The 20,049-nt window shown below is 54.0% G+C and carries 18 protein-coding genes, 2 tRNA genes and 1 pseudogene; 11 read left to right on the top strand and 10 right to left on the bottom strand.

Going from position 1 to position 20,049, the window contains the following annotated elements; genetic code table 11:
* Positions 1–12: 12 nt before the first annotated feature.
* Both D781_RS14515 and D781_RS14510 read right to left on the bottom strand, forming a co-directional pair.
* Positions 13–1,299 (bottom strand): MFS transporter, encoded by a 1,287-nt coding sequence (locus D781_RS14515; RefSeq protein ID WP_015673088.1) that lies wholly within the window; start codon positions 1,297–1,299, stop codon positions 13–15.
* Positions 1,296–2,711 (bottom strand): M20 family metallopeptidase, encoded by a 1,416-nt coding sequence (locus D781_RS14510; protein WP_015673087.1) that lies wholly within the window; start codon positions 2,709–2,711, stop codon positions 1,296–1,298. Before D781_RS14510 ends, D781_RS14515 begins: the two co-directional genes overlap by 4 nt.
* Positions 2,712–2,882: 171 nt before the next feature.
* On the opposite strand from D781_RS14510, the gene D781_RS14505 reads away from it, so the two are divergent.
* Positions 2,883–3,806 carry a LysR family transcriptional regulator gene (locus tag D781_RS14505; protein ID WP_015673086.1) on the top strand — a complete coding sequence of 308 codons (924 nt, stop codon included), beginning with the start codon at positions 2,883–2,885 and terminating at the stop codon, positions 3,804–3,806.
* Between the two features lie 170 nt (positions 3,807–3,976).
* Positions 3,977–4,052 (top strand) — tRNA-Thr (locus D781_RS14500).
* A 71-nt stretch (positions 4,053–4,123) separates the two neighbouring features.
* On the opposite strand, the gene D781_RS14495 is transcribed toward D781_RS14500, so the two are convergent.
* On the bottom strand, positions 4,124–5,275 hold the full coding sequence (locus D781_RS14495) for an acyltransferase (RefSeq protein ID WP_015673085.1): 1,152 nt from the start codon (positions 5,273–5,275) through the stop codon (positions 4,124–4,126).
* A 456-nt stretch (positions 5,276–5,731) separates the two neighbouring features.
* Positions 5,732–6,277: an AAA family ATPase gene (locus D781_RS14490; RefSeq protein WP_015673084.1), complete on the bottom strand. Its 546-nt coding sequence runs from the start codon at positions 6,275–6,277 to the stop codon at positions 5,732–5,734.
* Between the two features lie 186 nt (positions 6,278–6,463).
* On the opposite strand from D781_RS14490, the gene D781_RS24215 reads away from it, so the two are divergent.
* From D781_RS24215 to D781_RS23895, 6 genes are all read left to right on the top strand, one after another.
* Positions 6,464–6,709 carry a hypothetical protein gene (locus D781_RS24215; RefSeq protein ID WP_233494094.1) on the top strand — a complete coding sequence of 82 codons (246 nt, stop codon included), beginning with the start codon at positions 6,464–6,466 and terminating at the stop codon, positions 6,707–6,709.
* A 207-nt stretch (positions 6,710–6,916) separates the two neighbouring features.
* Entirely contained in the window at positions 6,917–7,231 is a 315-nt protein-coding gene (locus tag D781_RS14480; protein WP_015673083.1) for a DUF1493 family protein, read from the top strand.
* 291 nt (positions 7,232–7,522) lie between these two features.
* A complete protein-coding gene (locus D781_RS22935) occupies positions 7,523–7,981 on the top strand; it encodes an STM2901 family protein (RefSeq protein ID WP_015673082.1) in 459 nt (152 codons plus the stop codon).
* Positions 7,975–8,268, top strand: a complete 294-nt coding sequence (locus D781_RS14475; RefSeq protein WP_015673081.1) for a DUF1493 family protein — start codon at positions 7,975–7,977, stop codon at positions 8,266–8,268. Before D781_RS22935 ends, D781_RS14475 begins: the two co-directional genes overlap by 7 nt.
* An 890-nt stretch (positions 8,269–9,158) precedes the next feature.
* A complete protein-coding gene (locus D781_RS14470) occupies positions 9,159–9,545 on the top strand; it encodes a helix-turn-helix domain-containing protein (RefSeq protein ID WP_041411833.1) in 387 nt (128 codons plus the stop codon).
* A 25-nt stretch (positions 9,546–9,570) separates the two neighbouring features.
* Positions 9,571–9,741: a hypothetical protein gene (locus D781_RS23895; protein ID WP_015673078.1), complete on the top strand. Its 171-nt coding sequence runs from the start codon at positions 9,571–9,573 to the stop codon at positions 9,739–9,741.
* Here D781_RS23895 and D781_RS22930 read toward each other — a convergent pair.
* Positions 9,721–10,832, bottom strand: a protein-coding gene (locus D781_RS22930) for an IS3 family transposase (protein ID WP_102024942.1) whose coding sequence is annotated in 2 segments (ribosomal slippage) — positions 9,721–10,571 and positions 10,571–10,832 — 1,113 coding nt in all. Because the reading frame shifts where the segments join, the coding sequence is not laid out codon by codon here. The two genes, D781_RS23895 and D781_RS22930, sit on opposite strands and share 21 nt — an antisense overlap.
* A gap of 542 nt (positions 10,833–11,374) precedes the next feature.
* Here D781_RS22930 and D781_RS14450 point away from each other — a divergent pair.
* On the top strand, positions 11,375–11,764 hold the full coding sequence (locus D781_RS14450) for a hypothetical protein (protein ID WP_041411831.1): 390 nt from the start codon (positions 11,375–11,377) through the stop codon (positions 11,762–11,764).
* A 973-nt stretch (positions 11,765–12,737) separates the two neighbouring features.
* Positions 12,738–13,983, top strand: a pseudogene (locus D781_RS14435) (IS3 family transposase).
* Positions 13,984–14,391: 408 nt separating this feature from the next.
* Here the strand turns inward: D781_RS14435 and D781_RS14430 are convergent.
* The 3 genes from D781_RS14430 to D781_RS22920 form a co-directional block, all read right to left on the bottom strand.
* Positions 14,392–14,468, bottom strand: a tRNA-Pro gene (locus D781_RS14430).
* Positions 14,469–14,545: 77 nt separating this feature from the next.
* Positions 14,546–16,315 (bottom strand): LPS biosynthesis-modulating metalloenzyme YejM, encoded by a 1,770-nt coding sequence (gene yejM, locus D781_RS14425; RefSeq protein WP_015673077.1) that lies wholly within the window; start codon positions 16,313–16,315, stop codon positions 14,546–14,548.
* A 10-nt stretch (positions 16,316–16,325) separates the two neighbouring features.
* The gene (locus tag D781_RS22920) at positions 16,326–16,553 is read right to left on the bottom strand and encodes a YejL family protein (RefSeq protein WP_015673076.1); all 228 of its coding nucleotides are present in this window, start codon (positions 16,551–16,553) and stop codon (positions 16,326–16,328) included.
* 190 nt (positions 16,554–16,743) lie between these two features.
* On the opposite strand from D781_RS22920, the gene yejK reads away from it, so the two are divergent.
* Complete coding sequence (yejK, locus tag D781_RS14420) at positions 16,744–17,751, top strand: nucleoid-associated protein YejK (RefSeq protein ID WP_015673075.1); 1,008 nt, start codon at positions 16,744–16,746, stop codon at positions 17,749–17,751.
* A gap of 90 nt (positions 17,752–17,841) precedes the next feature.
* Here the strand turns inward: yejK and rplY are convergent, their stop codons facing one another.
* Positions 17,842–18,126 carry a 50S ribosomal protein L25 gene (gene rplY, locus D781_RS14415; protein WP_015673074.1) on the bottom strand — a complete coding sequence of 95 codons (285 nt, stop codon included), beginning with the start codon at positions 18,124–18,126 and terminating at the stop codon, positions 17,842–17,844.
* A 163-nt stretch (positions 18,127–18,289) separates the two neighbouring features.
* Positions 18,290–20,047 carry a DEAD/DEAH box helicase family protein gene (locus D781_RS14410; protein WP_015673073.1) on the bottom strand — a complete coding sequence of 586 codons (1,758 nt, stop codon included), beginning with the start codon at positions 20,045–20,047 and terminating at the stop codon, positions 18,290–18,292.
* Positions 20,048–20,049 lie beyond the last annotated feature (2 nt).

The following is a 20,049-nucleotide window of genomic DNA, read 5'->3' as shown; positions in this document are numbered from 1 at the left end:
GGGGCGCGTCGGTCAGGCGCGTGCGACGTCGCGCAGCTGCTGCTGGCTGCTCAGCAACGCCCAGCCGCTCAGCAGCGCCACCATCATCAGGTAGTAGCTTGGCGCCAGGCTGGTGCCGGTGAGGCTGATAAGCAGGGTGCAAATCAGCGGCGCAAAGCCGCCGAACACCGTCACCGCCATGTTATAGCCGATCGCCATGCCGCTGGCGCGGGTCTCCATCGGGAACAGATCCGCCATCAGCGACGGCACGGTAGAGAAGTACACCGATTTCAACAGCGCCATCCAGCCGACCAGCAGCATCAGCGTCAGCGGCGTGGTGTGATTAACCACCAGCCGGAACGCCGGGTAGATGCTGACCACCAGCAACAGCAGCGAACCCCACATCAGCGGCAGCCGGCCGACTTTTTCCGCCCATAGCCCTACCAGTGGCGTCACTACCGTCAGGATCACGCCGGCCAGCAGCGTCGCGCTGAAGGCGACCGAGCCGGGCAGGTGTAGGTTCTTGGTGGCGTAGGTCGGCACATAGTTGAGCATATAGTTGATAGCGGTGGAGATCACCATCAGCCCGATGGCCAGCAACAGCAGACGCTTCTGGCTGCTCATCAGCGTTTTCAGCGGCGCTCTGGCCTTGATATGCTGCTTGAAGCTGGCCGGCTCATGGATATGACGGCGAATATACAGCCCCACCGGGCCAATCAGCAGGCCGAAGGCAAAGGGGATACGCCAGCCCCAGTCCTGTATCTGCGTTTCGCTCAACCAGTAGCTCATCCCCAGGCCGAACGCCGAAGCCAGCAGGGTGCTGGCGCCCTGGGTGGCGAACTGCCAGCTGGCGATAAACGCCTTGCGTTCGGGGAAGTGCTCCACCAGAAACGCAGTCGAGCTGCCGAATTCGCCGCCGGCGGAGAAGCCCTGAATCAGACGGGCGAACAGGATCATCAGCGGGGCCGTCAGCCCGATGGTGGCGTACGACGGCATAAAGGTGATGATAACGCCGCCGAGCATCATCAGGCTGATGGACGCCAGCAGGGCTTTTTTACGCCCGACGCGGTCGGCGTAGGCGCCCAGCACCACGGCGCCCAGCGGGCGGATCAGAAAGGAAACGCCGAAGCTGCCGAACGTCAGCAGCAGCGAGACGGCGGGATCCTCGGTGGGAAAAAAGGCGTGGGCGATATAGCTGGCGAAAAAACCATACACGGCGATATCGAACCACTCCAGGGCGTTGCCGATGCAGGTGGCGAACAGCGTTTTGTACAGATGCGGTTTATTGCCGGCGGCCGGCGTCTGGGCGGAGATGCTCATCGCGTCGCCTCCCGCCGGCGCTGCGCCAGCACGTTGATGCCGTTGTCGCCGAGATCCCAGAACAGGCGCGTCATGATCTGCAGGCCCTCCCGGGCGACGGACTGCAGCAGATGTTCGTTGACGCCGTGTTGGCCGCAGGCCGGGTAGGAGTGCGGCACCCACAGCGTGGGCAGCCCGAGAATATCGGCGAACACGTCGTTCGGCAGCGAGCCGCCCAGGTTAGGCAGTAGCGCCGGTTTTTTACCGCTGGCGCGCTGCATGATATCGAGCGCCCAGTGCACCAGCGGATCCTGAGGATTGAGGCGGGTCGCGGGGGTACCGTGCAGCCACTCGACCTCGACATGGCCAAAATCGTGCGCCTGCAGGTGGGCCTGCAGGTGCTCGACCAGCCGCCGCCAGTCGGTGCCGACCACAAAGCGCAGCTGGCAGACCGCCGTGGCGTCGGCGGGAATGGCATTCATCGGCCGCTGCGGATTGCCGGTCTGGTAGGCCAGCACTTCCAGCGTATTCCAGCCGTAGAGACGCTCGCTGGGGGTTAACCCGGCTTCGCCCCAGTGTTCGTCAATCTGCGGATCGCCAGGCTGGCCGCCGACGGTCAGCTCGCGCAAAATAGCGCGCATCGCCTCATCCAGCGCCGGCGGCTGTAAGGCGGCGACCTGCAGCTGGCCGTGCTGATTAACCAGCGCGGCGAGGGCGTTGGCGAGCTGGGTGCCGGGGTTGGTGAGCAGGCCGCCCCAGTTGCCGGAGTGGTAGGCGTTGTCCCGCGCGTGAATGCTCAGGCGGAAATTGACGCTGCCGCGCGAACCAAGAAACAGCGTCGGCTGGGTGGCGTTCAGCCGCGGGCCGTCAGAGGCGATAAACAGATCGGCCTGCAACAGTTCGCGCTGGCGGCGGCAGATCTCCGCCAGCCCGGGGGAGCCGATCTCTTCCCCCATTTCGAAGATCAGTTTGCAGTTAAAGCCCAGTTTGCCGCCGCGCGCCTGAAACACCTGTTCCAGCGCGGCGAGGTTGATGCTGTGTTGTCCCTTGTTATCGGCGCTGCCGCGTCCGTACCAGCGGTCGCCTTCCTCATGCAGCTGCCAGGGAGAAAGGTCGCTGCGCCAGTTGTCATCGTCGCCGAAGACAACGTCGCCGTGGCCGTAGGTCAGCAGGGTCGGCAGCGCGGGATCTTCGATGCGTACGGCGATCAGAAACGGCCGGTTGGCCGCTTGCGGATTGTCGTACAGATGGAGCTCAAAGCCGAGCGCGCGCAGCGGCGGCATGATTTCCTGCTGCAGATACTGCATCAGCAGCGCATCGCGATCCGGCCGCTGGCTCTCCGTCTGCAGAGCAATACGGCGCGCCAGCACCTGCCGAAAAGCCCCGCTGTCAAAATAGGCGTTTGCCTGTTGTACCGCGTCTTCACCCGTCATGATGGTATCCCGTTGTGTTTGTTGTTGATGTTGTGTTGCTTTTAGTTGTTGTCTGGATATCTAAGCTAAAATCGAGGTTTGCCACAATTGTCTATTTAACAAACAAGCTTTGCTGTTATAACAAGGCTTATTTGCCCCGTTGCGAAGCATGCGCCGCCAGGAGGCCCCGTAATGATCAGTAGTGAAATGCGCTTTTTTCTGGCGGTGGCCAGCTGCGGTTCGCTGAGCGCCGCCAGTGAGCAGCTGTTTGTGGCGGTCTCGGCCATCAGCCGCAAGATCCAGCGCCTGGAGGCGCAGGTGGGTACGCCGCTGTTTGAGCGCCATGCGCGCGGGATGGTGCTTACCGAAGCCGGGCAGATTTTTGAAAACCATCTGCGCAAGAGCCTGCTCAATATTGAGCAGGCGGTGGCGGAAATTAAGGGGCTGAAAGCGGTGCGGCGCACGGCGCTGCGCGTGGCGTGCTCCAACGGCCTGGCCTTTTCGCTGCTGCCGCAGCTGATGGCTCGTTTCCGCGCGCAGAACCCGGCGGTGACCTTTGTGCTGACGGTGGCGGACAGCAAAAGCCTGGCGCGGCTGGTGCGCAACGGCGAATGCGATCTGGCGCTGCAGTTCAGCCTGCACCCCGAACAGGGGGTGGATGTGGTCGCTTCATGGGCGGCGCCGGTGCTGCTGCTGATGCACGACGATCATCCGCTGGCGAATCAGCAGGTGGCGCTGGCCGATCTGTGCCACTATCCGGTGTGTTTGCCGGAGCCGGGCACCACGGTGCGACAGCTGTTTGATATCTGCTGCCAGATGGGCGGCACCTTTATTGAACCGGTGCTGACCTGCGATAATTTTGCCGCGTTGTTCAACTTCTTGCAGGGGTCACCGCGTGCGGTGGCGATTTGCAGCCAGTTCACCGTATTGCCGCTGTTGCAGCAGCAGCCCATTACCATCAAATCGTTCGGTGTTGACCCGCTCAGCCAGCGTACGCTGCAGTTACAGCTGCCACCGGGGCGACAGCGTAGCGCCGCGCTGCAGCTGTTTGTCGACTTTGTCAGCGAGACGCTGAGCCGGGAAGACCGCGCTGTACGTCGGCGCTATGCGTTCTAGGCGGGGCGTCACGGCGTGAAGCTGGTGAAAAAACGCCCTTGGTGCGGTAACGGCGGCAAGCGCGGCTTTTTTCAACAACCGGTGTGCTAGCCCGTTGATTACGCTTGCCTGCCGGCGCTGCGCTGTATTATATTGCGCAGCACGGAGACGGAAGGTTTCCGCCAGAATTCGCCGGCTTAGCTCAGTAGGTAGAGCAACTGACTTGTAATCAGTAGGTCACCAGTTCGACTCCGGTAGCCGGCACCAATTAAAAAAGCCACCTCATTGAGGTGGCTTTTTTGCGTTATTGCCTTGTTGAACCGGCGGGTGGCGTTGTCTTACGGCAGCGCCACGGCTTTGTTTTTCTGGCCGCGTTCAATAATGGTTTTACCCAGCTTGATGCCCGGTTTTTCGACAAAGCGATACAGCAACAGGCTGATGCCGTAGGTAACGGGCAGAATAATCGCGGCGGCGGCGGCAAACCTTACCGGACCGGCCAGGTCGGCAAACGCGCTGCCTGTGAGCAGATGTGCGATAACCGGCAGCACAATCAGCAAGTGCAGCAGATAGACCGAATATGAGACGTCGCCCAGAAATACGCTGAACTTGTTGGTGAGCACCCAGCGTGGGAGGCGCAACAGTTTGGCAATGGCGCTTTGCTCGGCACGGCTCCACAGGATGGTCGCCATCATCACAATCATACCGATCTGCGCGGCATAGCGGAGCTTGTTCATACTGTCGTGCTGATACAGGCTGGCGACCGTGGCCAGCAGGGCCAACAGAATATAGCCGACGCTTTTGTCACGTACGCCCTTGGCGATCAGCATACCGGCAATAAACAGGTTCAGCTTGATCAATATCATCGATGGCATCGGGAATGCGGCGAAGTAATCGGGCCACAGCGTTCTGGCGCCGACGCAGAGTAACACCACCGCGATACAGGCTGCAGCGAAGCCGAAGCGCATCACGCCCAGCATAATGAACGGGAACAGAAAGTAGAACTGCATTTCCAGCCCGATGCTCCAGTCCGGCAACACGGTATTAAATGAATAGTAGGGCAGGAAGCCAAACAGGAAGCTGACGTGGGTAAAGAGATTCATCAGCGAGCCGTCGCTGTAGCGGCTGGTATTGGTCTGGGTGCCCGGATAGAACTGGGCGATAGCGTCGCGCGCTTCGCCAAAATAGCTGCCAAAGCCAATGGCGAACACCAGCAGCACATAATAGAGCGGGGCGATACGGAAGAAGCGGCGCAGCCAGAATTTTTTGAAGGTGCTGGCGGCGGTCCAAGGCTCTTTCTCTTTACGCTCCATGTAGTTTTTCGCCATCAGATAGCCTGACAGCAGGATAAACAGGTCAACGCCCATGGCGGGGTCAGACAGGATCGGGAAGTGAAAATCGACCAGGATGCAAATATGTCCCAGAACGACCCACAGGGAAGCCAACCCCCGTAGCCCTTCCAGTTCTTGTGACCACTTCTTAGCAGGCTGCATTGGCGGTAACCCTCAATTGATGCGCATTGTCACTGCAAAACGAATAATCGAAAGACTATAGCATCTCGCTCAAATGTTACTTATTGGTAGTAATCTGATTATTAATAGGTAACTAACAACGCGGTGGTGAATGCCGCGTTGTTATCTCATCAGTAAGTTTGCGGGCCGACGGAAGGTGCGCATTGTGCGTCGCTGCAGTGGGATACGGGCGGTCCGCCGTTATCTTGTGGCGGTGGGCCTTCTCCGGAAGAACAGGCCGCCAGCATCAGCAGCGCTAATAGTAGCGGGATTGGACGTAGCATCAGACCTCCTTGCATACGGCTTTAGGATTCACTTTAAAAGGTATAGCAGAGAAACCCCGGGCAGGCGGAGGAGAAGGGGAAATCTGAGCGCTAACTGCAGAAAGCCGTGCGTGGCGGGAAAATAATGCCGGAAGCGTCGGTGTGGGGTGAAGTATCAGCCTGCATGCCGCAGGGTGGCGAGCATAAAGCTTACTCTTTCCTCTAACGGTGCGCGCGGCAGTTCCAACAGCCGGTATCCGTATTGTTGGTAGGTTGCACGCATGATCCAGTATGTCATCTCCGCCTCGGCGAACGACTGCCTGCGCTCTGTGTCCTGGGCATAAATTTCACGCCACGGCGGGGCAATAAATACGCGCTCGGCATAGCGAAAGTGCGCTATGGCTCGCTCCAGATGAGCAGGTACGGGGAGTTGGCACAGCGTCAGATAGCCCGCCACGTCGGGAATACCGCGGTCAAAAAAGTACGCCGTCTCGGCGCTGCCGGCGCGCTGCCACGCGCATATCTCGCGGCTGAGCATCCGCTCGGCAAATGCCTGACGGTCTTCCCAGGGCAAGGCATTACCGCCCGTGGCGACCTGCTCCTGAATAATGGCCCGACCCGCCTCCGTGCTGCATGCATAGCCGCGTTGGCTTAGGGCGTCAATTAGTGTGCTTTTGCCCGAACCCGGGCCACCGGTCAGAATAATTCTTTGATTAGTCATTTGTCTTTCCTTGGGGAATGGCTGGGTGATCGATTCTCTAACTTCCGATGCACCATAATTTATAAAGAACGTATAATGGTTAGCATATTCAAATGGATAGGGGATATTTATGGCAGGATTAAGATTGCCTTGAACAAGAGGTTGCCATTACTATAACGGTGAATTTATAAACAAGGATGTGGAAAAATGGATACGGTTGAAGAGTTGGATGGTAAGTATTTTTTCAACGGAATGAGCCTCGACAAAGATGAACTTCCCCTGTGGCTGATTCTCGATGAGTTTCAGAAACAGTTCCGCGGGATGGTTGACTTACAGGCTATCGCCTCAATGTTGGTCAGTCTGCCCGTGATTCCCGTGAAGGGGAAGATCGGTAAGGCCTCTGGTAAAGGTACATCAGGACCAGCTCATTATCTATCGCCTCACGTACGCTAATTCAACAAAGGTTTAAGAAAGCTAAAAAAACTATTACATGGACCAAGTTAAGACGTGACGAGTGGGCTTACACCACAAGTATTGGTGCCTATGTTGGCCGCTGGCTTCCTTGGATTGGTGCGGTTCTGACAGCCTATGATTTAGCTATAGTAACCCGTAATGTCATCCATCGTTATGAGCTTATCATTGGGAAAGGGGTTGTCGGGAATGAATGAAGTCAATAAAGTCCACGAGTTACTCAGAAAACACTTTTGGGAAATGGTGAATGATGCGTCGCTGAGTACAGGTAAAAAGAGCGTACTCCCTGAAGATGCTTATGGTTTTCTGGAAGAGTACGCGGATCAACTGCATGTTGATATGAGCAGTTTTGAGTTTCGCAAATACTTTCCAAACTCGGGGCTTTGGTTTTTACCCAATGCTATCCTCCCCAAACATATGCAAACAGATCGCCATAAGCCGGCGGCGTTAACTGTCGATATGCTGATTGAATCTGCCAAGGCTGGCCGGTGGCTCTATGATTAGCCTCTCTCTGAAAGCCGCATTGCCGGGTTGTAATTCAAGTTAGTGCCATCCCGTGGCGTAATCCCTTCATTTCATTCGATAACTGTTCTGAATTTCTTAGGTGCGCTTAGCTTGTTACTTGGCCTATCCTCTCTCCTCTCTCCTTTCTCTCATCGAGACCCAGAATAGCTCTGTAGGGCTTATCGCAGTTATTTTTATCGCTTTTGGGATTTTTGGGGTATCTCTTTGATTGCCTTGAAAAAGAGATTGCCATTACTATAACGGTGAATTTATAAACAAGGATGTAGAAAGATGGATACGGTTGAAGAGTTAGGTGGAACGTACTTCTATGCGGGAAGGTATAATCTAAGTGCTAGTGAGTTGTTTTTTATGATCTTCTGTGAAGAGACGGCAACTCAGTTAGGTATTGAGGATATTGCCGCCGTAGCTTTTATCCATGCGGGGCGAAATATTTCACCAACACGGGGGAAATTTAGGAGGGCTATACCTGATACCTCTTTTGCATCCCGACAGGCAAGAAAAGTATTTGGCAATAGAATGTTTCCTCTCGGATTGAAAATGCCATCGGTAATCGGAGGTTATCCTCCCTCAACGTTAAGACTTCGTATGGTAAGGAAAATGGGGACATTTGTCGGTCGTGCCGTCCCTGTTCTTGGCTGGGTCATCCTTGCAAAAGACATAACAGAGATTTCATTCAGATCTACGGTTAAGTACAACAGCATCGCACGAGGTGACGACAAGTTATGGTAGATAAAATTGAAGCGCGCATTTTTGAACTGGTGGAACCTTATAACGGGCGTTCTTGGTTAACGTTTAACAAGCCGGTTCTTACTGGCGATAGCGCGTTGAATCACACCATGAGAATGGATGAGCAGGAAGCGATGGAGCTTTTGGATGAAATTTTCACAGAATTTCACCTTGAGCATGACGCCTTGGACTTCAGTACCTATTTTCCTGCTACTAAGGCGCAATCAAAACCCCTCACTATAAATATGCTGATTGAATCTGCCAAGGCTGGCCGGTGGCTCTATGATTAGCCTCTCTCTGAGAGCCGTGTTGCCGGGTTGTAATTCAAGTTAATGTAAACCCACGCCTTAACCTATTAAACCCCTCTACGGCCTTCTGAGGGCGTTCTAGAGGGTGTTTGACTTTCTGTTCCTGATGATAGTATTCCTCCTAATCTAACGATAGCAAAATCTGTATAACGCAGCAGGGCTGCGAGTAAAGGGTTTTACGCAGATAGTTATTTAAATACAGATGGTTACGCTAGAGCTATGAGAGAGGTTATTGCCATCCTTAAATAAATATTTTAATTGTTTTTGTTACCTTTTTGAAAAAATCGAGTTATATGTAGTGTATTCACGCATAAGTCTTACATGTCACCAGTAAAAATTTAATTATTTTTGTCAGGATTTTCAAAAAATCGACTTATACCCTATAAGGGGGGTTTAAAAGGGTAGGTAACTTGGTTACGCATGTAACGTTTAAGTTGTGAAATAGCCTGCCTGTTTTTGTTTATATTTCAGGAGCGTAACGAAGCCTAACAGGCTGAGTAAGCTTCTTGCGTTCTGTTGAATTTTTTCTTTGCCGCTAGTGAATGGCCGTTAGGCTATGAACAAGGCGCTCTCTATCAACTCACTTAACCCCTTATTAACGCAGCAGGGCTGCGAGCATTTATGTGTTTGTTTTTTAATCTAATAATTAATCTAATAGTGTGCCAGATTGGCACTGCCCTATTGCCAGATTGGCACTACACCAGAGGTTTTTATGGTCATTAACATACCCAAGGGGGTTTTCTCGGTGTTACGCGATGAAGCCAACGACAAACAACTATCAGTCAAGTCACTGATTACCTTAATTCTGCGTGAACACGTCAAACATTATTATTCAGAACAAAATAGCTCTCACACCTTTGGAGAGGTCATAAATGAAATTTGCGAAGATGTACCAGCAAGTCAGTGCGATTAAAAATCTTCCGATAAATGGAAAGTTAAAGTCGTTCACTTTATCTCATAAATCTGTTTATTTCTATCTACTTAGCTGGCAAGAACAAGCTGGTAAAGTGTTTCCTTCACAACAACGTATTGCTGATGATCTGGGGGCGTCAAAGCGTTCAATTAATCGTTATCTGGAGAGTCTGGAGAATTTTGGTCTTATTACACGACGCAGGCGCTTTGATACATCTACAGAATATCGGATAAGGCCCGCTCATGAGGTGATAGCAATGAATCCTCAGGGGCAGGATAGGCAACAAGAGAACGCCTATCAGGAGGCCGTACAGGAGCCTGTAGAGGGAGATTTCAATCCATGGTAGGAGTAAACAAAAATAGGAACTCACAATGTTTATTGAACAAAATAAAGAAAAAACAAAGAAATACGATAAGAAGATCCGTCCTATTATTGAGGAACTGCTTGATTATGGATTTGGTGTAACGGCCTTATCAAATGCCCTCAATCAAAAGAGTATTCCCTCTGTAAATAGACCCGCTTTAGTTCCACACACTTTTTGAGATCCCGGCCAAGTAACACTGTTGGCGGTATTCCTCCGGCGTCAGGTTGTTCAGTGATTCATGCGGGCGTTCACAGTTATATTCTGACAACCATCGCTCCGTGATTTCACGCACTTCATTCAGTGTTCTAAACAGATAAAAATCGAGTATTTCTGTGCGATATGTCCGGTTAAAGCGTTCAATGAATGCGTTCTGCGTCGGTTTACCCGGTTGGATAAATTCCAGTTTTACCGTGTGTTTCTCTGCCCATTCAGCCAGTGCCAGCGAGATGAATTCCGGACCATTATCCATGCGAAGCATTACGGGATATCCCCGGTTTGCTGCGATCCTGTCGAGGACACGAACCACTCGTTGAGCTGGTAAATTAAGGTCTATTTCGATCGACAACGCCTCGCGATTAAAGTCATCAACGACGTTGAACGTACGAAAACGACGACCGCAAATCAGGGCATCATGCATGAAGTCAACAGACCAGCTCTGGTTTAACGCTTCAGGCGTAGCAAGCGGCGATGGATTACGTACCGGTAGACGCTGCTTGCCTTTGCGACGAAAATTTAGCTTCAGCAGACAGTAAATACGGTGGATCCTTTTATGATTCCACGGGTATCCTTGCCTCCGCAGCACCTGAAACAATTTTGGAAAACCATATCGTGGATACCGTTCAGCGGCAGCCTGCAATGCGGAAATAACAGGTTCGTCACGCGTAGTATTCGGACGATAATGATAAACCGTTCTGCTCAGGTTCAGGCTCCGACAGGCCTGACGGATACTGAGTCCGAACGCCGTTATCAGATGAGTGACCAGCTCACGCTTAAAGGCTGGTTTCAAAGCTTTTTTTCGATAACGTCTTTCAATGCCCGGTTCTCAAGGCTGATGTCAGCAAACATTTGCTTGAGACGCCTGTTTTCGTCTTCAAGATCCTTTATCTTTTTAATATCAGAGGCTTCCATACCACCGTATTTAGATTTCCAATTGTAGTAGGTCGCTTCAGAGATACCGACCTCGCGGCAGACATCCTTAACAGTTCGTCCGGCTTCAACCGACTTAATCACAGCGATGATCTGATGCTCAGTAAAACGGGCTTTACGCATAACGATCTCCTTCGTTGGCAGAATGAGTATGCCGGAAGATCTCTAAATGTGAATGGTTCGATTATGCGGGATACTTACACCTCCTTACACGGTAAGGCTCACAGCGCTTCATCCGTGAAGGTGATGCTCAAAAGGATGGAACTGTCCATCAATCGGGATTAAGGGGGGGGGTATGTATAACGATATACGCAAGAGTAAGACAGAGTTATTCGACAGTAAAATAAAGCCCATTCTAGAAGAGTTGATTGAGTTCGGTTATGGGCACAAAGCAATAGCCAATGCTCTGAATGATAAAGGGTTTTTAAACATCAGGGGCAGGAAGTGGAGTCCTGATAGTGTCCGATATATTCTATCCCGAACGGGATTAAAAACGCTTTGGGGGAAGTGATGTTATTTTTAGAACTCCCAGCAAATCAAAACAAAAAACACACGGATACAAAGAACCTTTTTACCAATCTCTGGCGAGAAGAATATTACATCAAATGTCATGAGAACGGCACTTACAATATTGATGCAACATATAATTATAAAAGGAAAAGCAAATGAGTTATTCACAAGAGCAAATCACACACGCTATTAACTCCTTGGTTGAAGAGCAGGGGATGACGCAGGAGGAAGCAACCTCTTCTGTCCTTCGGGCTTTACAACAGAAAGCAGCAAGCAAAAACACCCCTGAAGGTGGATTCTTCGCCTTACGCACAGATAAAGAACGAACAGAGTACATGAAGAAGCTGAGTAGCTCTGCTCCTGATGTATGGGTTCCTGAGGAGGTACGTAAAGCGCAAGAATACGCTGGAAAGGTAAATGAGAACGGGCTTACCCCGGAACAACAGTTTGCGGCCAACATGAGAGCTAAGAACGCTGGCAGAAAGGTTTCCCAGCTTCGGAGTTTTCAGGACGCTGCTGAATGGTTTGACCGCCAAAGTAAATGAAGATCTCAAGGCTTCAAAGTGCCTCCCGTTCCTTCCTTGTTAGGGGCGGGATGTCAGTGAGTCCTACGCTCTTCAAGTTCATCCTTCAACTCCATAAATGGGAGAAAACAGGGGAGATGAACACATCCTCTCTCAGAGCTATTTCTATCCTGGGCTTTTCAGCCAGAGATGCGTTTAACCGGTGTGCTTTTACACTCCAGCGATGTGGAATTGTCCAGTTGAAGCTCTCAGAAGGAAGGATTACATCAGTGAGGTTTACACAGTCATTCATCGATGAGGTAACACGTGAATAAGAATTATGATTTTGCTTCCAACCAGAGGCAACGCTATCTGTTGCGGCTGAGGAAGCGTTTGGACAAGGAACCAATAACATCTTCCCCCAGCATGAGGAACATCACTTTCTCTTACAAGGGGGTTGTCATTGACAGGAAAGAAAGCCTATACAAAATCCGCTCTGTAAAGCTTGAGGGATTTGTGGACACCCATGTCCAAGGAGAATTTAACTCAGCTTCTAAGCTACGAGATGCTATTGATAATGCGCTGGCTTGTGTGAACCCTGACAAGCACACTGCACTCCGGGAGAAGAACCAGAACGTACAATGTGAGCATTGTGGGGCTGCGTTCCTGTTACGTGCTGGCATGTTGTCCCCTCATCTGGATGGTCAAGTTCTCAACTGTCCCTGTTGTGCCCATGAGTTATGGGAAGATCTTTTGACACGATTAAGAGACGATGTTTTTTATTAGCAATCCGGAAGGTGCAATGACCCTACCGGTAGATTTACTCCTTCACTCAGCCTAAACCCCGTTAATCCTCCCCTCCATTCCTAACCTGTGTTTCCCCTGTTTCTCTTCCCGGTGTAGAGGGCATCGCTTATCAGGTGCCCTTTACCCCCTTTGAACATCCCCTAATTTCTGTGAGTGACCCGTCCTAAATAACGTTGACACATTTTACTCACGTACAGAGGAAAATGTGATGAACCAGTATGTTAAACGCACACAACGCGATTACTCTCTATCCTTTAAGTTAGCCGTTGTCGAACAGGTCGAAAAAGGTGAAATGACTTGTCGTCAGGCCGCAGACCGTTATGGTATCCAAGGCAACGCAACCGTCATGAACTGGCTGCGCAAATACGGTCAACTTGACTGGCGGACTTCTCCTTCCCCCCAAAAGTGCGGAGGCAACATGCCCAAACTTCCCCTGACGCCCGAACAGCGAATTAAAGAACTTGAGCAGCAACTGGCTGAATCTGAAGTCAAAGCCCAGTTCTTCGAAGCCGTCGTCAAAGTGATGAATACCGACTTTGGTGCTACGCTGACAAAAAAGCAGTTAACCGCCTTATCGCGCAAACACAAGTACCGGGACTCACAGTAACGCGGGCCTGCCGATGGATGGGCATCAGCCGACAAGCGTGGTATCAGTCTCTGCAGCGAGAGGCAGGCAGAGAGGAGCAGGCCCGGCATCTCGTCGCACAGGTAACGGCTATCCGCTTGCATCAGCCCCGACTGGGGACGCGTAAGTTGCATCACCTGTTGCGGCAACGCCCGGAACCGGCGTTGCATGTGGGCCGCGACCGGCTGTTCAGTATCCTGCGCTGCGCGCGGTTACTGGTGATGCCTAAACGGGCATATCACAAGACGACGCACAGCCATCATCGTTTTTATCGCCATCCCAACCTGCTGAAAGCAGGAGACAATCAAGTAATAGCCAGCCGTCCGGAACAGGTGTGGGTGGCGGATATCACCTACCTGCCGCTGAGGACGGGAACGGCGTATGTCAGCCTGATAACGGATGCCTGGTCGAGAAAAATCGTGGGGTATCATGTACATGACAGTCTGCATACCCGACACGTCGCCTGCGCGTTCAAAATGGCGCTGGCCGGCAGACGCACGACGTTGCCGCTGGTGCACCACTCGGATAGGGGTATCCAGTACTGTTCGCAGGAATATCAGGCGTTACATCAAAGGTATGGTGTCACTTGCTCGATGACGGACGGGTATGACTGTTACCAGAATGCGCTGGCGGAACGGGTAAATGGGATACTTAAAACGGAATATCTGCTCGGCAGGCCAGAAGACATCGTACAGGCAAAAAAGATGGTCAGGGAGTCGGTGAACATCTACAACACACAGCGGCCGCACCTGTCGCTGAAATACAAAACGCCCGATGAGGTTCATCGGGCGTTATCCGGCTGAAAAGTGTCAACCTATATCAGGACTAGTCAGAGAAATACAAAAGCAGTAATGCATATGAGATGAATACCCCCATATCCCCCCTTGCTACCCTCTCCCGGGCATCTATCGATTTTTCCTTAACTCCGTGTCTCATGGAGTCTGTGCTATTTATTTTATCTTCAATGAGTTAACTCTATGCGTTCACATTGCGTTAGTGCGTATGGCATGTAGCGCAGCCTGGTAGCTGCCTATGAGCATTAGCGAATAGGGCGAAGCTGGAGCAGAGCGGCAGGTGAGAGAGGGAACGTAGCTTGCGACGTTTCCCGTTAACCGACATGAGTTGATTCGAAGAACAGGGAAAATCCATGCACAGTGAGGGATTGTGCATGCACACTTTTTGACATAAAGTAAACGGGCTAACCTTTCGATTAACCCGTTGCTTTATCAGAGTAATTTGGTCGGCATGAGAGGATTCGAACCTCCGACCCCCGACACCCCATGACGGTGCGCTACCAGGCTGCGCTACATGCCGACGCGATGCCAACAGTCTACCTTTTCCCGATGGCAATGCAAGATATCTGACGCCCGATTGCTATAGTTTTAAGCAACTTAGTTAGCGATAAAGCGTTTTACATCGGTCAGAACCTGCAGCAGCAGGGCTAGCTGCGGTTTTTCATCCTTTATCTCGCGGTCATTCTTATCGTATGAACGATAATTGCCGTTATTTTCCAGCACGATAGTCTGCTCCGGCGTGGTGATCACCAGCTGCTTGCTGTCGCCGGTCGCCACCCAGTTATGGCGGCGCTGGGCGGTAAACAGATCTTCGCCCTGAGAATAGTCATTGGCGGCGGTTTTTACGTGCAGCAGGCGCTGCATCAGGGTGCGCATCACGTCGTTGTGGCTGGTCATCTTATTGATGGTCTGCGCCGGCGTACCCGGCCAGTGGACCACCAGTGGTACCTGCAGCTGCAGCGGGCCGAAGCTGGTGCCGGCGCCCCAACGGTCCTTGCCGCTGTCATTGAATTCCACGCCGTGCTCGGCGGTGATCACCACCACGGTTTTCTCCAGCATGCCGCGTGCTTTCAGCGTGTTCAGCACCTGAGCGATTTGCTTATCGACGTCCTGCGCGCCGCTGCGGTAGCGTTGTATAAAGTCATCAGGCGTTGCGTCCTGCGCATCGCCGCCGCGGAAGTTGAGGTATGAGAACCACGGCATACTACCGCCCTGGGCGTTCAGCCAATGCTGCCACTGTTGCGTGGTGGCGGCGTCGCTTTGCGCCTGCGGGGCCGGCAGTGAGAAATCGGTCAGCAACGCCTGACGATACAGCGGCGCCTGGAAGCCGTCGGAGGAGAACAGGCCGAACTGATAGCCCTGCGCGCCGAGCGCGTTAATCAGCGCCGAAGGTTTGCGCGAGGCCAAAATACCGTCCAGATAGGTTGGCGAGATGCCGTAGAACAGCCCCATCAGGCCGGTGTCGGCGTGGTTGCCCGAACTGTAATGATCGGTGAAACGTACGTTTTCCTGCGCAAAGCGGGTGAGGGCGGGCATATCCTGCGCCACATCCTGGTTGCGAATGCCGTTCACCACAATCATCAGCAGGTTGTAGCCGCTGCCGTTATCACGGTAGTTCAGATCGTTGAGCGGATACTCGACGGCCGCCGCTTCCGGGTTACCCTGCTGCACCAATCGCCGCTCATACTCCTGCGGGTCGAGCAGGCCGTGTTTTTCCAGGAACTTGCGTGCGGTCATTGGGTACGACAACGGCAGGTTGGCGCGCTGCATGGTGATCGGGCGGTAGAAATTGGCGTCCGCCCAGATATAAATCAGGTGTGAGGCAAAGAAGGAGACGATAAACAGCGCCGCCAGCGGCTTGCCGAAGCTGCGTCGGTTCAGGCTGCGCAGCTTCTGCCAGCTCCAGGTGCCGAACAGCATCTCGATCAGGAAAATGACCGGCACGCAGATAAACATCAGCTGCCAGTCGCGCGCCAGCTCACTCTGATCCGGGTTGACCACCAGCTCCCACACCACCGGGTTGAGGTGCAGGTGGAAGCGGGTGAAGACCTCGCTGTCCACCAGCAGTAGCGTCAGCCCGGCGGTCGCCAGCGCGGCGGAGATAAAGCGTAGCAGTCGCTGCGACATCACCACGAAGGTGAGCGGGAAAACGATCAGCAAATAGATGGCGAACACGATAAAGCTGAAGTGTCCCAGCGCGCTGACCATGGCATAGACGCGGCCGAGCAGCGACGCCGGCCAGTCGGTGACAAACAGGTAGCGGCTGCCCAGCCCCAGGCTGAGCAGAATATTGAACAAGGCGAACCAGTGCCCCCAGCTGATCATCTGGGAGACTTTTTCACGATAACGCTGACGGTTTGTCACCATAAATTAAGTATTAATGCGCTTTATCTTCATGAATTGAAGCCTGTAGGGCTTCAGCAAACGATTTTGCCAGCGTTTGCCGCTGTGCGGGAGAGACGCTGGTGTTAATCAAATTGGTCACCATGTTCCCCAACACCATCAGGGACAGATCGGTGGGAGTATGGTGTTTTTCCAGAACATTGACCAGCTCGGAGAGCAGTTGTTCAACGTGTTCGTCACTATAACGCGATGATTGTGGCATAAAAATTGAACTCAAAACCTGACAAAGTCACATATCTTACCGTATAGAGCCGTGATTTTCCGCTCTTTTATCAATTCAGTTTATCTTTCAGCCTGTCGCGGCGGCAATGCGTTGCCGGACGCCATCTTTCGAGTTGCAGCTCCGGGCCTTCAGTGTTTGAATACGCGCTCAAAGAACAGGAGGATTTATCATGAGTCTGGATATTGACCAGATCGCTCTGCACCAGTTGGTAAAGCGCGACGAACAAACGCTGGATGTGGTGCTGCGCGATTCCCTGCTGCCGGCCAACGCGGCGGTGGAAGAGATGATGGCGGAACTGCACCGCGTGTACAGCGCCAAGAGCAAAGCGTATGGCCTGTTCAATGAAGAGAGCGAACTGGCGCAGGCGCTGCGCACCTGCCGCAAGGGCGACGAAGACTTTCTTGCCTTCAGCCGTGCGGCGACCGGCCGGCTGCGTGATGAGCTGGCAAAATACCCGTTTGCGGAAAGCAGCGTGGTGCTGTTTGGCCAGTACCGCTATCTGGCGGTGGAGTATCTGCTGATTGCGGTGCTGAACAGCTGCAACAGCATGCGGGTGAATGAAGAGTTGGATATCAGCACCACGCACTATCTGGACATTAACCATGCCGATATCGTGGCGCGCGTCGATCTGACCGAATGGGAAACCAATCCGGAATCCACGCGCTACCTGACCTTCCTGAAAGGGCGGGTGGGCCGTAAGGTCTCCGATTTCTTTATGGATTTCCTGGCGGCGTCCGAAGGGCTGGACACCAAGGCGCAAAACCGCGGCCTGCTGCAGGCGGTGGACGACTACTGCGCCGAAGGCCAACTGGATAAAAACGAACGTCAGAACGTGCGTCAGCAGGTTTACAGTTACTGTAACGAGCAGTTGCAGGCGGGCGAAGAGATTGAGCTGCAGGCGCTGTCGGCGGAAATCGCGCCGGTGGGAGAAAAAGATTTCCTGCAGTTCTCCAGCGAGCAGGGCTACGAGCTGGAAGAGAGCTTCCCGGCCGATCGCGGCACGCTGCGTCAGCTGACCAAGTTCGCCGGCAGCGGCGGCGGCATCAGCATCAACTTTGACGCCATGCTGATGGGCGAGCGCATTTTCTGGGATGCGGCGACCGATACGCTGACCATTCGCGGCACGCCGCCGAACCTGCGCGACCAGCTGCAGCGTCGTCTGAACGGCGGTAAATAAGCGCCGGACGACAGGCAATAAAAAACGCCGCGATTGCGGCGTTTTTTACTTCGGCGTCCCGAAATACTAAAGCTCGATAACGTTGTGCGATTAAGCGCGAACGAAGTCGATGTGAGCCAGTTTAGGCTTGAACGGGTGACGTTGCACTGCCTGAACTTTCACTTTAGTTTCTTTGCCGTCGATAACCAGCACGATAGCTTCATCGTAGAATTCTGGCTTAGCTTCCATGTTCTTTACAGAATCATGGTCCAGTTCGATAGCGATTGCAGCTTCTTCGCCACCGTAAACGATAGCTGGGAATTTGCTGGCTGCGCGCAGGCGGCGGCTCGCACCCTTACCCTGCTCTTTACGTACTTCTGCATTGATAGTGAACATTGTTCTTTCTCTTAAAAGAAAATTTACCCTGCTACAGGCGACCCAGTAACAGGTTCGATAATTCGACCCCACCCGGGCGAACCCAGGTAAAGCGGGCGGCATTTTAACGGAAAGCCGCCGCCAGGGCAACGAAAACCTGCCGCAGCGGCGGACGGGATGCGTATCAGTACAGGGCGTCGGCGCGGCGGAAGCGGCCCTGATAATCAAACACTTTTTCCCTGATCTGCCAGAACTGACCGCGCTTGCGCGCCACCACAAAGTCGGGGTGGCGCAGCAATGCCTGTTGCTTAAGCACGTCGGCCGCCTGCTGCCAGCGGAAGGGCACGCCGGGCGCCCGCTGGTGCGGCCGCAGAAACAGCATCTCGAAGGCTTTGCGCTGCGCCGGCGTCTGCAGCCGGAAACGCTCGCTGGCGCTGGCGCCGTCTTCATCGTAGTAGGTGGCCTTCAGCCATTCGCCCTTGTCGTCGCGGCCGCTGCTCAGTTCCATACCGCCGCAGCGCAGCACCAGCGCGTCTTTCAGCTTGAGCGCCGCCTTGAGCATATCGTCGGGATCCACCAGCACCGCCTGGCACTGATGGCAGCGGCGGGCGGCGATATCATTTTCCGCGCCGCAGTGCGGGCAGCTTTTAAAGCGGAAGCGGTAGTCGCACTGTTCGCGCTGACCGTCGTCATCCTCCAGCCAGCCCTGACAGCGGCGGCCATAGTGTTCGATAATCTCGCCGCCGGCGGTGCATTTACCCCAGAACAGGTTGGCGAAGCCGCAGCCGGGGCAAAAGACCTGCACCGGCTGGCTGTCGCCGTGCGGCTTGCGTACGCCGACCTCCGGGGTAAACAGATCGTGCGGGTTGCCGGCGTAATCGAGGATCAGGCAATCTTCCTTGCCCGGCGCCAGCCGCAGGCCGCGGCCGACGATCTGTTGGTACAGGCTGACGGATTCGGTCGGGCGCAAAATGGCGATCAAATCCACGTGCGGCGCGTCAAAGCCGGTGGTCAGCACCGCCACGTTGACCAGATAGCGCAACTGCTGCTGTTTGAACGCCTCGATCAGCGCGTCGCGCTCCGCCGGCGGCGTTTCCGCGCTGACCAGCGCCGCTTCGCCCGGCGGCAGCAGGCCGTGGATTTCACGCGCGTGCTCGACGGTGGAGGCGAAAATCATCACCCCCTTGCGCGTTTCGGCATATTCCACGATCTGGCTGATAATATGCGGCGTAATGCGATCCTGACGCTTCAGTTCGCGGTTCAGGTCCGCCTCGCTGAACAGTCCGCTGCTGCCCGCCTGCAGCCGGCTGAAGTCATACTGCACAATCGGCATATCGAGCCGCTCCGGCGGCACCAGATAGCCGTTCTTGATCATGTAACGCAGCGGCAGCTCGTAAATACAGTCGCGGAACAGGCTGCTGCCGTCGCCGCGGGTAAAGCCGTGGTAGTGGTACTGGTAAATCCAGCCCTTGCCCAGCCGGTAGGGCGTCGCGGTCAGCCCCAGCAGGCGCAGCTGCGGATTATGCTGCTGCAGATGCGAGATGATCTGCTGGTACTGGCTGTCGTCGTTGTCGCTGATGCGGTGGCATTCGTCGATAATCAGCAGTGAAAACGCGCTGTCAAACAGCGGCAGGTTGCGCGCGACGGACTGCACGCTGCCGAACACCACCTTGCCGTCACTCTGCTTTTGCTGCAGCCCGGCGGCGAAAATATCCGCCTCCAGCCCGTAGGCGCAGTATTTGGCGTGGTTCTGCGCCACCAGCTCTTTCACGTGCGCCAGCACCAGCACCCGGCCGCGCGCCCGTTTCGCCAGCTCGGCGATCACCAGGCTTTTGCCGGCGCCGGTCGGCAGAACAATCAGCGCCGGTTCCGGGCGCCGGCGAAAGTGGCTGATGGTGGCGTCGACCGCTTCCAGCTGATAGGGGCGTAGGGTAAATGCCATGT

It is taken from the genome of Serratia sp. FGI94 (assembly GCF_000330865.1).
GTDB classification, from domain to species: Bacteria; Pseudomonadota; Gammaproteobacteria; order Enterobacterales; family Enterobacteriaceae; genus Serratia_B; species Serratia_B rubidaea.
Note: the sequence above shows the minus strand (reverse complement) of the source record. Positions and strands in the feature narration are given on the sequence as shown.

What these genes read in the sequence shown, in the direction of transcription:
- D781_RS14490 (WP_015673084.1), bottom strand. Translation starts at nt 6,277, where the DNA reads ATGACTAATCAAAGAATTATTCTGACCGGTGGCCCGGGTTCGGGCAAA.
- D781_RS14495 (WP_015673085.1), bottom strand. Translation starts at nt 5,275, where the DNA reads ATGCAGCCTGCTAAGAAGTGGTCACAAGAACTGGAAGGGCTACGGGGG.
- D781_RS22920 (WP_015673076.1), bottom strand. Translation starts at nt 16,553, where the DNA reads ATGCCACAATCATCGCGTTATAGTGACGAACACGTTGAACAACTGCTC.
- D781_RS14505 (WP_015673086.1), top strand. Translation starts at nt 2,883, where the DNA reads ATGATCAGTAGTGAAATGCGCTTTTTTCTGGCGGTGGCCAGCTGCGGT.
- D781_RS24215 (WP_233494094.1), top strand. Translation starts at nt 6,464, where the DNA reads ATGGATACGGTTGAAGAGTTGGATGGTAAGTATTTTTTCAACGGAATG.
- D781_RS23895 (WP_015673078.1), top strand. Translation starts at nt 9,571, where the DNA reads ATGTTTATTGAACAAAATAAAGAAAAAACAAAGAAATACGATAAGAAG.
- D781_RS14480 (WP_015673083.1), top strand. Translation starts at nt 6,917, where the DNA reads ATGAATGAAGTCAATAAAGTCCACGAGTTACTCAGAAAACACTTTTGG.
- yejK (WP_015673075.1), top strand. Translation starts at nt 16,744, where the DNA reads ATGAGTCTGGATATTGACCAGATCGCTCTGCACCAGTTGGTAAAGCGC.
- D781_RS14475 (WP_015673081.1), top strand. Translation starts at nt 7,975, where the DNA reads ATGGTAGATAAAATTGAAGCGCGCATTTTTGAACTGGTGGAACCTTAT.
- D781_RS14450 (WP_041411831.1), top strand. Translation starts at nt 11,375, where the DNA reads ATGAGTTATTCACAAGAGCAAATCACACACGCTATTAACTCCTTGGTT.
- D781_RS14470 (WP_041411833.1), top strand. Translation starts at nt 9,159, where the DNA reads ATGAAATTTGCGAAGATGTACCAGCAAGTCAGTGCGATTAAAAATCTT.
- D781_RS22935 (WP_015673082.1), top strand. Translation starts at nt 7,523, where the DNA reads ATGGATACGGTTGAAGAGTTAGGTGGAACGTACTTCTATGCGGGAAGG.
- D781_RS14510 (WP_015673087.1), bottom strand. Translation starts at nt 2,711, where the DNA reads ATGACGGGTGAAGACGCGGTACAACAGGCAAACGCCTATTTTGACAGC.
- D781_RS14515 (WP_015673088.1), bottom strand. Translation starts at nt 1,299, where the DNA reads ATGAGCATCTCCGCCCAGACGCCGGCCGCCGGCAATAAACCGCATCTG.
- yejM (WP_015673077.1), bottom strand. Translation starts at nt 16,315, where the DNA reads ATGGTGACAAACCGTCAGCGTTATCGTGAAAAAGTCTCCCAGATGATC.
- rplY (WP_015673074.1), bottom strand. Translation starts at nt 18,126, where the DNA reads ATGTTCACTATCAATGCAGAAGTACGTAAAGAGCAGGGTAAGGGTGCG.
- D781_RS14410 (WP_015673073.1), bottom strand. Translation starts at nt 20,047, where the DNA reads ATGGCATTTACCCTACGCCCCTATCAGCTGGAAGCGGTCGACGCCACC.